This is a genomic window from Maritalea mediterranea (assembly GCF_021568695.1).
In the GTDB taxonomy this organism is placed as follows: domain Bacteria; phylum Pseudomonadota; class Alphaproteobacteria; order Rhizobiales; family Devosiaceae; genus Maritalea; species Maritalea mediterranea.
In genome coordinates this window covers 629,382-642,687 of record NZ_JAKGTI010000001.1, presented here as the reverse complement: position 1 = coordinate 642,687, position 13,306 = coordinate 629,382, and the positions used below count along the sequence as shown (strand labels likewise).

Annotated in this window: 14 protein-coding genes; 4 read left to right on the top strand and 10 right to left on the bottom strand. The window is 52.5% G+C overall.

From position 1 onward, the window contains the following. Window positions 1–17: 17 nt before the first annotated feature. From L1I42_RS03095 to L1I42_RS03075, 5 genes are all read right to left on the bottom strand, one after another. Window positions 18–1,277, bottom strand: coding sequence for a CpaE/TadZ family protein (locus L1I42_RS03095; RefSeq protein WP_236113038.1), 1,260 nt, complete (start codon window positions 1,275–1,277; stop codon window positions 18–20). Between the two features lie 32 nt (window positions 1,278–1,309). Beyond that, window positions 1,310–2,683 carry a type II and III secretion system protein family protein gene (locus L1I42_RS03090; protein WP_236113037.1) on the bottom strand — a complete coding sequence of 458 codons (1,374 nt, stop codon included), beginning with the start codon at window positions 2,681–2,683 and terminating at the stop codon, window positions 1,310–1,312. 65 nt (window positions 2,684–2,748) lie between these two features. Beyond that, window positions 2,749–3,702: a Flp pilus assembly protein CpaB gene (gene cpaB / locus L1I42_RS03085; protein ID WP_236113036.1), complete on the bottom strand. Its 954-nt coding sequence runs from the start codon at window positions 3,700–3,702 to the stop codon at window positions 2,749–2,751. Window positions 3,703–3,842: 140 nt separating this feature from the next. Next, window positions 3,843–4,349 carry an A24 family peptidase gene (locus L1I42_RS03080; protein ID WP_236113035.1) on the bottom strand — a complete coding sequence of 169 codons (507 nt, stop codon included), beginning with the start codon at window positions 4,347–4,349 and terminating at the stop codon, window positions 3,843–3,845. 121 nt (window positions 4,350–4,470) lie between these two features. Beyond that, window positions 4,471–4,650, bottom strand: a complete 180-nt coding sequence (locus L1I42_RS03075; RefSeq protein WP_236113034.1) for a Flp family type IVb pilin — start codon at window positions 4,648–4,650, stop codon at window positions 4,471–4,473. 414 nt (window positions 4,651–5,064) lie between these two features. On the opposite strand from L1I42_RS03075, the gene L1I42_RS03070 reads away from it, so the two are divergent. From L1I42_RS03070 to L1I42_RS03055, 4 genes are read left to right on the top strand one after another with little or no spacing between them, the layout of a single operon-like run. Beyond that, the gene (locus L1I42_RS03070; RefSeq protein ID WP_236113033.1) at window positions 5,065–5,529 is read left to right on the top strand and encodes a pilus assembly protein N-terminal domain-containing protein; all 465 of its coding nucleotides are present in this window, start codon (window positions 5,065–5,067) and stop codon (window positions 5,527–5,529) included. A 28-nt stretch (window positions 5,530–5,557) separates the two neighbouring features. Next, on the top strand, window positions 5,558–6,166 hold the full coding sequence (locus L1I42_RS03065) for a TadE/TadG family type IV pilus assembly protein (protein ID WP_236113032.1): 609 nt from the start codon (window positions 5,558–5,560) through the stop codon (window positions 6,164–6,166). Window positions 6,167–6,176: 10 nt separating this feature from the next. Beyond that, on the top strand, window positions 6,177–6,731 hold the full coding sequence (locus tag L1I42_RS03060; protein WP_236113031.1) for a TadE/TadG family type IV pilus assembly protein: 555 nt from the start codon (window positions 6,177–6,179) through the stop codon (window positions 6,729–6,731). A 35-nt stretch (window positions 6,732–6,766) separates the two neighbouring features. Next, window positions 6,767–7,387, top strand: coding sequence for an HAD family hydrolase (locus tag L1I42_RS03055; RefSeq protein WP_236113030.1), 621 nt, complete (start codon window positions 6,767–6,769; stop codon window positions 7,385–7,387). Window positions 7,388–7,423: 36 nt separating this feature from the next. On the opposite strand, the gene upp is transcribed toward L1I42_RS03055, so the two are convergent. The 5 genes from upp to L1I42_RS03030 are packed head-to-tail and all read right to left on the bottom strand — an operon-like array spanning window position 7,424 to window position 13,302. Next, window positions 7,424–8,053 carry a uracil phosphoribosyltransferase gene (gene upp, locus L1I42_RS03050; RefSeq protein WP_236113029.1) on the bottom strand — a complete coding sequence of 210 codons (630 nt, stop codon included), beginning with the start codon at window positions 8,051–8,053 and terminating at the stop codon, window positions 7,424–7,426. A gap of 10 nt (window positions 8,054–8,063) precedes the next feature. Further along, entirely contained in the window at window positions 8,064–9,281 is a 1,218-nt protein-coding gene (locus tag L1I42_RS03045) for a phosphopentomutase (RefSeq protein WP_236113028.1), read from the bottom strand. A gap of 8 nt (window positions 9,282–9,289) precedes the next feature. Next, complete coding sequence (deoA, locus tag L1I42_RS03040) at window positions 9,290–10,606, bottom strand: thymidine phosphorylase (RefSeq protein ID WP_236113027.1); 1,317 nt, start codon at window positions 10,604–10,606, stop codon at window positions 9,290–9,292. A gap of 21 nt (window positions 10,607–10,627) precedes the next feature. Continuing rightward, window positions 10,628–10,921, bottom strand: coding sequence for a DUF6958 family protein (locus L1I42_RS03035; RefSeq protein WP_236113026.1), 294 nt, complete (start codon window positions 10,919–10,921; stop codon window positions 10,628–10,630). Between the two features lie 11 nt (window positions 10,922–10,932). Next, window positions 10,933–13,302 carry an aldehyde dehydrogenase family protein gene (locus L1I42_RS03030; RefSeq protein ID WP_236113025.1) on the bottom strand — a complete coding sequence of 790 codons (2,370 nt, stop codon included), beginning with the start codon at window positions 13,300–13,302 and terminating at the stop codon, window positions 10,933–10,935. Between the last annotated feature and the right edge of the window lie 4 nt (window positions 13,303–13,306).

The window sequence follows — 13,306 nt, the reverse complement described above, 5'->3', positions numbered from 1 at the left end:
TTCACGCTAATCGTGGATTATCCCAGCTTTAATTTCTTCAAGATGCCCGGCAACAGCCCTGCAGCATCCTGGGTGGCGACACCATCACGACCACTTACCCGCCGGGCCAAAGCGTTAAAAGCATCATTGATTTTGTGTGAGCTGTTCACTTCTGCGATCATTTGCCCATTGTTGGCTGCCGTGCCAAAAAGGGCTGCCTCAAAAGCAATTTCTGCAAAAATATCCACTTCAATGGTGTTGGCAAACTCAGATGTGCTCAATTCGGGCCGCTTAGGCACGCCAACTTTATTCATCATCAAAACGGGTTCAGCTTCAGACATGCGCAAGGATTTGAGCGTGTCCATCATAAATTTCACATTGCGTAGATTGGCCAAATCGGGTTCGGCCACAAGCACAACTTCATCGACGGTGGAAAGGGTGTGGCGCACCCATCCGTTCCAGGTATGGGGCAAATCCAGCACCACCAACGGCATATTTTTCTGGCAAATCTCAATGATGGATTCGAATGCTTCCTCGTGGAAGTCATAATCGCGGTTCAGGTTGGCCGGCGCCGTGAGAAGATTGATATGGTTGGCACATTTGGACATAAGCCGTTCGATAACAACATCATCCACATCGTCATTGGAGAAAACAGCATCGGCAATGCCGTGCGGCGGTTCCTGATTGAAATTCAACCCAGCTGTGCCGAAAGGCAAATCCATATCCATGATCAAAACATCACGCCGCACCTGCTGGCTCAATGCCCAAGCCGTGTTGTGCGCAATCGTGGATGATCCGGCACCCCCTTTGGCCGACACAAAGGCAATGGTTCGCCCGATCGGCTCTGCCCCGTCCGAGGCGAACAGGTCCGCAATGGTTTCCACGAGGGCGGGTGTCTCTACAGGCGTGACCATATATTCTGACACGCCATACCGGATCAGTCGCCGATACAGTTCCACATCATTGACGTTGCCCACTACAATCACACGGGTGGAGGCGTCACAAACCTCTGCCAACCGATCCAGCGCTGCCACCAAATCGTTACCAGAAAGGTTTGACTCTATGATGATCAGGTTTGGCGTAGGATTGACTTTGTAGGTCTCCACCGCTGCCTCTATCCCCCCATTGTGGGTGGTCAGCGCCACTTTGTGCATACGTCTATCATTGACCGCACACTCGACAGACTGGGCGGTCATCGCATTTTCACAAAACGCTTGAATGGTGATATGTGGCACCAAACGCGCACCCGAGGGAATATCCGACGTGCCCTTAATATTTTGACGAATATCATCTGACATAATCTAAATTTCCAACTCGTTTCGTGCCACGATCAATCCAAAACAAAGCCAACGCCGCCTTTGAGGTCCAACCCTTTCGGACCATCGCCAACGCCATATAGCTTTTCCATTTGCCCCAAGAACACGGCTTCCGCATCACCCGCAAATTCCATTTTGTCGGTCGGCAAGGTGTAATCGTTCAGGTGTCCGGGAGCCGTAAGATAAGGGGTGACCAGAATCAGCAATTCTGTTTCTGCCCGCACAAAGTCTCTGGACCGGAACAATGCGCCCAGAACCGGTATTTTCCCGAGGCCAGGGACTTCGTTGAAGCGCTGCCGCGATTTTTCTTCAATCAGACCCGCGAGCGCCAATGTGGCGCCAGACGGCAGTTTGACTGAAGTCTTGGCGCGGCGTTCCTTGGTTGCGGGAATGCTAACCGGGCCAGCGGTATAACCGCCCTCCGCGTTCAGCTCAGAGACTTTGGTCTCCACATCCAGAGAAATGGCATTGTTGGAATGCACGGTAGGTGTAAAGTTGAGCTCTACCCCAAATTCTTTGAACTCATAGGTAATCTCACCGTCATCATAGCCAACAGGCACGGGGAATTCGCCACCCGCGAGAAACTCAGCGCTTTTGCCTGAAATCGCAGTGAGCGTAGGCTCGGCCAACGTGCGCAATGCGCCGCGACGCTCCAAAGCCCTGATGGTGGCGTCAACGGATAAATTGCCGAACGAGAAGCCCAAATTTCCAGAATTCGAAGCCACAACGTTGGACACACCGCCAAGTCCCGGGCTGGTGAGGAGAGACGTCGCTACGCCCCCGACATTCAGGCTGGCATTCAGATCGATGCCCAACTGTTTTACAGTTTCACGCTGAACTTCTGCGACGATGACCTTCAGCATAACTTGCTGAGAGCCCGCAATATTGATGATCGAAACGACCTCATTGTTGCTGACTTGTTGGGCAATGGCGATGGCTTTTTGAACATCATCATCGCTTTGCGCTGACCCCGACAAGACAACACGATCTTCGGCCATCGTGGCCTGAATGGAAGACCCTGGCAGCAAACGTGCGAGTGTTTGCTCCAAACCGCCGCCAGACTGGCCGACAGTTACGTCAAGTATCGCAATGGGGTTGCCTTTTACATCGAGGAAAATGACGTTTGTATCACCGCTGTTCCGGCCCTGGATGATGGCACGCCGCTTGGTGCGTATAATGGCATTGGCGATGGTGGGTTCAGAAACAATTACCTCTTTAGCGGAGACGGGGAGATCAACAATCAAGGATTTGTTCTGGCCAATCTCGACCGCATAAGTCTGACCAATTTGGTTTGCGGAGATGCGCATCGTTGCATTTGCCAAGGCAGCTTGCGCGCTGCACAGACTGACGATTGCCAATAAAGCCAGCAAAACTATGTTTTTCTTCATCACTTTCCCCAGCGTCGCTGCTTGAACGGGTTTTAGTACGGCTTGCGCAATACTCGACATCTCTACTACTCCTTCACCAGCACGGGGCCGCTATCGTCCGGTCCCGATGATGGTGCCCCCGGCACATTCGAATACTCTGATGTAGTCGAGAACACTGGCATGTCAGCGCTTGGTTGCGTCGAAGCCTCTGCTGCTGCATCAGCTTCGTTGTTCTCCAAATTGGCAACAGCGTTACTTTGCTTGCCTGCCCGAATAAGGCGTACACTCGCTTGGTCCGTCTTGCCGCCGATTGCCGGCCCATCGACAAAGTCCACGATTGACCGCAGCACCAGCGAAAGTTCGCCGAATTTAGAGGCATTTATCAAAGCTTCTGCCTGACGGGGCGTAAGTTCCAGAGTGGCAATCGTCTTATCTTCAAATGCTTCAGGACGGGCCTGCTCACCGTTACCTGCACCTGAATTTTCGCCAATTTCCCCCAGCTTTTTGCCGATTGCCAAAACACGCGCGTTTTCCAAAATGGTTTGTGATGTATCGCCTAAATTGCTTATTTGGGTGAGCACCACGTCAACACGGTCGTTAGGCACGATGAAGCCGCCAGCGCCGCTTTCGGCAGAGACCTCGATCGACACGCCGCGCATCCCTTTGCCGATGACAGCAGACAGATAGCCTTGCGCCGAGCGCACAAGCTTTGCCTCACGGATCGGGTCGCCCGCGAAAATCTCAAATCGAGATATTGTGCCTTCCATTTGCTGTGGTGCATCAGGTAGACGATCATCAGTAATGAATTCGGGTTGAATGGCGTCCTCGGGCCAGACTTGCCAAGACACTGCGGAGGGGGTCAGATACTCGCCGACACCGATTGAGCGGCTGGCAATCAAAACTCTGACTTGTTGGACAGGCTCCTCTTCCGCAATCTGCGGAGCAGGCTCTGGTCTATTGCCTGTGTTCAAAGCAAAAAATGCGGCTAAGCCCCCCGCTACAAGTGCGACCAATACTAGAATCAAACGCGCCGGCTTCATTTCGATTTCCCCGGTTAAACTCACTGTTTTGCGCGCAATGGGCGCAAATATTCTCGGGTAGTATCGAACTAAAGGGTCAAGGTTTGGTTAATGGAGCCTTGTCAATTAGAGTTAACGAAAAGTTTCATGATTTTAAGGATTTAGATCGTTGCCAGTACGGTAAAAATCACCGTGTGGGGAAAGACGATCAAGCCGGCGATTGCCAAGGCAACGCCATAGGGAATGCCAACCTTTTTATCATGCAATTTGAGCAACCACGGCCATTTGGGCAATTGAGCAGGATTAATCACATGACGAAATGCGAGTATAAGGATCGTAAGGACCCCACCTGCAATTGCTGCGTAAAGTAAAAATGGCACAGCGCTGCTCGTGCCCATCCACAGCGCCGTGCTCGCGGCAAATTTCGCGTCGCCTCCGCCAATCCACCCGGGAACAAATAGTAAGATGCCAACAACGAGCGCAATGCCAAAAGCGATAAAATGGGTACCAATGGCTGCCCAGGCTAGGCCACCTGCAAGCGCGGCCACCACGAAAGCGACAATCAGGACGAGAGAAATCCAATTCGGGATGCGCATGGTCAAAAGGTCGTACGCTGCGCAAAAGGCCATCATGAGCGGGAAAATCGCAAGTATAAGTGTGTTCATCATTGCCAGTTCATCAAATTTCAATTCCGGCTAATGTGCGGCTTTAAGATTAGCCAAATGTAAATAGACACAAAAAAGGGAGGCCGGCGGGCCTCCCTTTTCTAAATTGCTTTGCGACGAAAACTTAGCTATCGCCACCAGCAGCAACCAATTGGCCTGAAATTTCGGCGAATGTTGCGCTGAGATTGTCACCGAGAGTTGTTGCGGCGCCAATGATAACCACGGCGATAAGTGCGGCGATCAGGCCATATTCAATTGCTGTCGCGCCGGACTCATCGTTCAAAAAACGTTTTACCAGATTCATTTGTTTGCTCCTTGCTCGTCGTCACGACACAACGTGACTAGAAATTGTCCGATCCTCACCATCGAACTCCAGGCCAACGTTAGGCTTCGAGTCTTGAAATTGTGTTAATTGAAACCTTGCAATCAGCAATAACCCGACTTGATATATTTATGATTATCAAGTGGTTAAAAGGAAATATATTTATGAATTTCTATGTGTTGGTGAAAACAACCCTTGATTTCATTGACCTAACCAGAAATGACAATGCAGCGATAAGTCAGCCCGATTGTTTCATTGAGCTATATAATTAAGCTCGGCCAAAGCGGCTCAAAGCAAAACCGTCATTTGTATTTGCACTTTGTTCACCATTCTATCCGATGATGCAGAAAGAGTTTTGCTAAACAAAGGGTTAATGTCATGCTTGGCCGATATAAGATGAAAGCGCTTAGTTCCTGGCTGGTTGCCGGTGCAATGGCCGCTGGCCTGTTGGCTTTTTCCAATGTAAGTGCAAGTCTGGCGGCAGACCCAAAAGGCGAAGTGGATGTACAAGTCAACATGGCCCGCATTCTGCGTCTACCATCCGCTGCGTCTACTGTGGTGATCGGCAACCCTGCCATTGCTGACGCGACCATTCAGGATCCTGAAACCATTGTTTTGACAGGTAAAACCTTTGGCCACACCAATCTGATCGCACTGGATGCGGTTGGCAATCCTATTGCGGACCTAAAAGTTGAGGTTGTGGCGCAGCAGGACAATTTGGTGCTGATCTACAATGGCTTGCAACGGAACAGCGTGTCTTGCACACCTGAGTGTGGTCCCGCCTTGATGATGGGAGACGATGTGGACTATCTCGGGCAAGTCGCTGGCTCGAAATCCATCGTAGAGAATGCAGCAGAATAATTGCATTTGCATGCAATAATGAAGTTGATTGAAAGAATTCGGTAAGCTCAAAAGGCTATGCTTTGATATTAAAAGCAAGGGTCAAGTGATGTCGTTCGCACGTAAATGTCGTCGCGCATATAAGCAATTACGGCACAGGCGCTTTCATGAGAATGAGAGCGGGGTGACCGTTGTCGAATTTGCCCTACTTGCCCTTCCTTTTTTTGCAGTTATCGGAGCAATCCTGGAAACGGGCGTCGTGTTGTTGGCTTCACAGGTTTTGGATAGCGCTGTGCACGATGCCACCCGTGTCGTGCGAACTGGAGAAGCACAGTCGAAGGGGTATGAAATACCGGAATTCCGCGCAAAGATTTGCGACAAGACTTTCGGCCTGTTCGATTGCAATCAACTCCGCATACGGGTGCAGGTGATCGAAAGCTTTTCAAGCGCGCAGACAAATAGTCCGGTCGATGAAGATGGCGATTGGGTGTGGGCAAGCCGATTTGAACCCGGAGACCGAAACGAAGTTGTACTGGTGGAAACTCATTACAAGTGGCCCACCATTCTGAATATTATGGGCTTTCGGCTGGGGTCGCTCAATGGCAACAGCGCCATGCTCATGAGTTCTTCACGCGTGTTCATGAACGAACCGTTTTAGGAAGCTGATCATGTTCAGGCCAATACGCAAATTTTTACGATCCGCTTGGCGAAATGACCAAGGCATTTCGGCCGTAGAATTTGCTTTGATCCTTCCCGTTATGCTGACCCTTTATTTGGGTACCATTGATGTCAGCACTTTCATTATTATTGATCGCAAGGTGGCGGTGGTGGCGGGGTCGGTTGCCGACTTGGTCGCGCGTGCGGAGGATGAAATTAAAACCTCAACGATTGACGACTATTTTGAGGCCGCCGAGTTTACCCTTCAACCCTATGAGGACGCCAATTTGCGCCAACGGGTGACCAGCCTGCGCATTGATGACGATGCTCGCGCCTGGGTTGTATGGTCACTTACCTACAACGGGGGAAGCGCCCTGGTGGAAGACAGTGAATATGTCGATATCCCGCCAGAAGTGGCAAAAGCAAACAGAAACGATTTTCTGATCATGGGCGAAGCTTGGAACTCTGCCAACCCGGTTATTGGCTATGTGTTTAACTCTACCCTCAACTTTGAAAAACGCTATTTCTTTAGATCGCGGTTTGATGGAATCATCGAGCTGAACTAACATCGCTGCTCCCGCTCTGAACTCTTAGGAAAATTATGTCTGATTACCTGATCCCCGTATTTGATCTGGGTGGCGTTTTTATTGATTGGAACCCGCTCAACCTCTATCGCAATGTCTTTGACACTGAAGAAGAAGCCGTGTGGTTTGTTGAAAATATCTATTCCGGACTTTGGAATCTGGAGTTTGATGCGGGCAAGCTTTATGCCGACGGCATCGCGGAGCTCTGCGCCCGCTTCCCGGCTTATACCGATCAAATTGTGGCATATGATAAACGTTGGCTGGAAACCATCGCTGGCCTTTTCGAGGGTACCGTGGCGATTCATGAAGAGCTTATCGCTGCGGATCTCCCCACCTTTGCCATCACCAATTACTCAAAAGAGAAATTTCAGCTGACGCTGGAGAAATATGACTTTTTGAAACGGTTTGACGGGATTTTGGTCTCCGGTCAGGAGAAGTTGGTGAAGCCGGATTACCGGATCTATCACCGCTTTTTGGATCGTTATAGCCTCGATGCCTCAAGCTGTGTGTTCATTGATGACAGTTATCCCAATGTGGTGGCCGCTGAGCATATCGGCATGAAGGCCATTCATTTTGAGAATCCAGCACAATTGCGTGAAGATTTGATCGGACTGGGCTTGCCGCTTAAAAGCGAATAGAGGGGCGCCGTAACGCCCCTTCATTTTGCTCTGCGTTTAGCGGGTGCCATACATGCGGTCGCCCGCATCGCCCAAGCCCGGCACAATATAGCCTTTTTCATTGAGCTTTTCGTCAATCGCCGCGGTGTAGATCGGCACATCCGGATGCGCTTCTTGAAAGCGCTTGATGCCCTCAGGCGCGGCCAACAGGCACAGAAATCGGAGATTGTTGGCGCCACGGCGCTTAATGCGATCTACCGCGGTGACAGCTGAATTGGCCGTAGCCAACATAGGGTCAACAACAACGACCAGACGGTCTGCGATGTCGGATGGGGCCTTGAAGTAATATTCAATCGCTTCAAGCGTTTCAGGATCGCGATAAAGCCCGATATGCGACACGCGCGCGCTGGGCACGAGATCCAGCATGCCCTCTAGCAGGCCGTTGCCTGCCCGCAAAATCGACGCAAATACCAGCTTTTTACCCTTGAGCGCCGGGCTTTGCATTTTCTGGATTGGGGTTTCGATATCGATCAGCTCGGTTTCCAGATCGCGGGTCACCTCATAACAAAGCAGATGGGCGATCTCCTGCAACAGCCGACGGAAACTCGCCGTTGACGTCTCTTTCGTCCGCATGATGGTCAATTTGTGCTGCACCAACGGGTGGTCGACAACGGTGACGTTTTCCATATTCTACCTCTTACAAAAAGCTCTTACCATGTGGCCCGGCTGGCAACTTTAGCCAACTTGCCACGCTTTCACCAATATCCGCAAATGTTTCTCGCCCGCCCGCACTGGCTTTTTGCACAATTGGGGAAAAACACAAGACCGGCACTTGCTCACGCGTGTGGTCTGACCCTTTCCAGGTGGGGTCGCAGCCATGATCGGCAGTCAGGATCAGCACATCGTCCTGACGCATTTTGGCGACCAGTTCTGGCAAACGGCGATCAAATTTTTCCAGCGCTGCAGCATAGCCCGGCACGTCGCGGCGATGACCATATTCCATGTCAAAATCGACAAAATTGGTGAAGATCAAATCGCCATCTTCGGCCATATCCATCGCGTCCAAAGTCGCATCAAAAAGCGCCATATTGCCGCTGGCTTTGATTTTGTGGGTTACACCCTGGGCAGCGTAAATATCTGAAATCTTGCCCACGGCCAGCACCTTGCGGCCCGCTTCCTTGGCGCGATCCAAAAGGGTTGGTTCTGGCGGCAATACGGAAAAGTCTCGACGGTTGCCGGTGCGCTGAAAATCCCCTGGCGTTTCGCCAATAAACGGCCGTGCGATCACGCGGCCAATATTGAGGGGATCAAGCAATTTGCGGGCGATCTCGCAAATCTCGTAAAGTCGGTCCAAACCAAAATGCTGCTCATGGGCCGCGATTTGGAACACGCTATCGGCGCTTGTGTAGCAGATCGGCTTGCCGGTTTTGATATGCTCCTCGCCCAAGTCGGCGATGATGGTGGTGCCTGAGGCATGTTTGTTGCCCAATATGCCAGGCAGCTTGGCCTCTACGATAAATTTTTCGATCAGGTCTGGCGGAAAGCAAGGTTCTGTCTCGGGGAAATAGCCCCAATCGAAGGAAACGGGCACGCCAGCGATTTCCCAATGGCCAGACGGGGTATCTTTGCCCTTTGAAACCTCTTTCGCGTGCGCCCAGACGCCTGCTTTATGCTCTTCGCTCAGGTCAGGCGGCACGCTGCCCGCCGCCGCTTTTGCAGCAAGGCCAAGCCCCAGCATATCCATATTAGGCAAGAAGAGCGGACCTTGGCGCAAGCCTTCCTTGTCGGCTTCACCTGCAGCGCATTTTTCGGCGATATGGCCGAGGGTGTTGGCGCCCTCGTCGCCAAAGTCTGCGGCATCAGGCGCGCCGCCAATGCCAAAACTGTCCAAAACACATAATATTGCTCGGGGCATAGGGCCTCCTAATTTTGCTCAATCACGCCATAGAATAATGGCGGGGTTTGCGGCGCATCGCCAATTTTATAGGCCGCTTTCAGCCGCTCTTCTGCTTCATCGGCCAGGGCCTCATCATTGGCATGCAAACGCGCTATTGGGGTATCCTGTTCAATCTTTTGACCAAGCAGGGCCAGCTGATCGAAGCCAACCGCATAATCCAGCGGATCGGCCGGTGCTTTGCGGCCACCGCCCAAAATGACCACGCCCATGCCCACCTGCTTGGCATTGATTTCGGTGATATAGCCCGACTGGCCGAGTGTGACGTCACGAATAATTTTGGCTTTGGGCAAATAATGCTCTACCTGCGCCATAAAGTCGGTGGGACCGCCGAGGCCGCTGATCATTTTGCCAAACTGTTCTGCCGCCCTGCCATTTTCCAACACGTCTTGTGCCTTTTGCCGCGCCGCATCCAGGTCGCTCGCCAAGTCGCCATGCATCAAGCCATGGGCCGCGAGCTCCAGCACTACTTGCTCGAGGTTGGCATCGCGGTGTTCGCCTGTGAGAAACTGCACGGCGTTCTGCAATTCAAGCGCATTGCCCGCAGCGCTGGCGAGGGGCTGGTTCATGTCGCTGATCAAGGCGCTGGTGCGCACGCCTGCGCCATTGGCCACCTGCACGAGGCTTTGTGCTAAGGCATTTGCCTCGTCCGCTGATTTCATAAAAGCACCTGAGCCGACCTTCACATCGAGCACCAATGCATCCAACCCGGCAGCCAGTTTTTTGGACAGTATGGAGCCGGTGATCAGCGAAATATTATCTACCGTCGCGGTGACATCGCGGATGGCATAAAGGATTTTATCAGCGGGCGCGAGATTGTTGGTTTGCCCCACAATGGCGCATCCTGCTTCAGCCACGACCCTGCGGAACAAAGCACTGTCTACGCTGGTTTGATAGCCCGGGATGGCATCAAACTTATCAAGCGTGCCGCCCGTATGGCCGAGGCCACGGCCAGAAATCATGGGCACATAGGCACCACATGCTGCCCAGATGGGCGCCAGCATCAAGGAGACATTATCGCCCACGCCACCAGTGGAATGCTTGTCGATAATGGGACCGTCTAACTCGTCCCAGTTGAGTACCTCGCCACTGTCGCGCATGGCCAAGGTGAGCGCCACGCGCTCATCCATATCCATATTCTGGAAATAGACCGCCATAACAAAAGCGGCGGCCTGCTCCGGCTTGACCGCACCGCTGACCACGCCCTCGATAAAGGCGCTAATTTCAGCAGGGGTAAGGGTTTCACCATCGCGTTTTTTGGCGATGATTTCGGCCGGCAAAAACATGTTCGACTTTCCTCGATGGCTTTAGTCTAGTCGATAAAGTCGCACAGGCGGCTTTTCCGCCCGCGCGATTTTCTTTTTCGCTTCAAGATCAAGTTGCACGCATTTCACCCACCAGCCTGCGGTGCTGCCCCCGGGGAACAGCCCCTCCGGCAGATGTTTTTTGGCTTCGGCAATCACATCTTTGACGACCATGCCCGGTGCCTCATGGGGCAAAACCTGCATCATCGCTTTGTACATGGCGTTATATTTCGCCGCGTCAACGCGGGTGATTTTGCCCGGTGTGTTTACGTTTTCAACTTCAACCTTGTCACTCATGGTTCAGGTTCCTATGCGCCGTAGGGCACCCAAACATTTTTGACCTGAGTGCTCCGCTCCAAGAAATATTCGCCTTCACAAATCTCGCGATCGGTCCAATCCATGGCTTTGCCCTTATTGGTCCAAGTCTGTTTGAGATTGTGTACCGAATATTGCTCAACTTTTTTGCCACCCTCAGCATCGCCGCAATAGAACATGGCGTCAACGCCATCATGCTCGGCCAATGTTTTGGTCAGCTCATCTTTAGCCCCAGTGACGATGTTGACGACGCCGCCGGGCACATCGCTGGTTTCCAAGATCTGATAGAAATCAGTCATGGCCAATGGTGCGCTTTCAGACGGGATCAACACGCTGGTGTTGCCCATGGCCATGGATGGGGCGAGCAAGGAGACAGCACCCAATAGTGGGCTTTCATCTGGCGCAGCAATGCCGATCACGCCGATCGGTTCCACCATGGCGACTGCCATTTGGCGCACAGGCGGGTTATGCACGGCGCCGTCATATTTGTCGGCCCAGCCCGCGAAGGCGAACAGGCGCTCGATAGAAAGCTCAACTTCTTTTTTCGCAGCTCCAGCCGAAACGCCGGTCATCTCGCGTAACCGATCCGCAAATTCACTGCGGCGATAGTCGAGATTTTCGCCCATATAATAGAGAATTTGTGACCGTGTATGGGCGGGCTTGCTGCCCCAGCTCAAGGCTCCGCGCGCGGCTTCCACTGCGTTGCGAATGTCTTTGCGATTGCCTTCACCGACTTCGCCAACCAGTTTGCCATCAGCGTTCACCACTGAACGAGCGTAACCACCATCTGGCCGAGCCTGCTTGCCGCCCACATAAAGTTTGGCGGTGCGGTCAATGCCATCTGTTGCGAACAATTTGGGTTTCGCTGGCACTGTGGATTTACCCAACGATTTCAGCTTCAGTTCCCAGTTGGGGCGCAGATAGGCGCGCATGCCTTCTTTGCCACCCTCACGGCCAAAACCGCTTTCTTTATACCCACCGAAACCGACGGCAGCGTCGAAATTATTGGTGGAATTGATCCAGACAACACCGGACTTCACCCGTGGTGCAATGTCCAAAGCGAGGTTGATGTTCTCGGTCCAGATGCTGGCAGAAAGGCCATATTTCGAATTGTTGGCCAAGGTCACCGCTTCATCAGGCGTGCGGAAGCTCATGGCGACCAAAACGGGCCCAAAGATTTCTTCTTCCGCGATGATGTTGGCAGGCTGCACATTGGTGTAAAGCGTTGGCTTGACGAAGCAACCATTGGAGGGAACCGCCCCATCGGGTTGGTGGCGCACGGCCCCCTGCTCTTCGCCCTTTTTCATCAAATCCTGCACCCGTTTCACCTGCACGGGCGCCACCAAGGCACCAATATCGATGGCTTTGTCGAGCGGGTCGCCCACGCGCAATGTCTCCATGCGGGCTTTCAGCTTCTTAATGAACCGCTCTTCCACCGCTTCTTGAACCAACAAGCGCGACCCGGCACAACACACTTGCCCCTGATTGAACCAAATGGCATCGACGACGCCTTCAACAGCGCTGTCCAAATCCGCATCTTCAAACACGATGAAGGGTGATTTGCCGCCCAGTTCCAGAGACAGGCCTTTGCCCTTTCCCGCAGTGGCTTTGCGGATGGCTTTGCCCACACCTGTCGACCCGGTAAATGCAATCTTGTCTATACCGGGATGGTTGACGATCGCTTCGCCTGCGTCGCCATCACCGGTTACAATATTCACCACGCCTTTTGGCAAGCCGATCTCCTGACAGATTTCTGCAAACAATAGCGCGGTCAGTGACGTAAATTCTGCTGGCTTCAGCACGACCGTATTGCCCGCTGCGAGCGCTGGTGCGATTTTCCAAGACAACATCAAAAGTGGGAAGTTCCACGGGATAATTTGCCCGCAAACGCCATAGGCTGATTGATCAGGGAACAAGCGATCACGCTGCTGCGCCCACCCGGCATGGTGATAGAAATGACGCGCAACCAAAGGGATATCCAAATCACGGCTTTCGCGGATTGGCTTGCCATTGTCGAGGGTTTCGAGCACCGCAAACAAACGAGAGTGCTTTTGCACTTGCCGCGCGATGGCATAAAGGTATTTGGCCCGCTCATAGCCAGACAAAGCTTCCCAATCTGATTGGGCTTTGCGTGCCGCAGAAACGGCTAGATCAATATCACCCTTTTTGGCTTGGCTGATTTGCGCCAATTCTTCGCCGTTGGCAGGATTCGTGGAGGCAAATGTTTTGCCCGGCTTGGTGAACTCACCATTGATGAAGTGACCAAATTTGCGGCCATAGCCATCAAGCCATTCATGTGCTTCGGCGCTGCCTTCCGGCGCAGGACCATATTCCATGGTTTCAAAAATCTCTTTAACGTTCATGTTG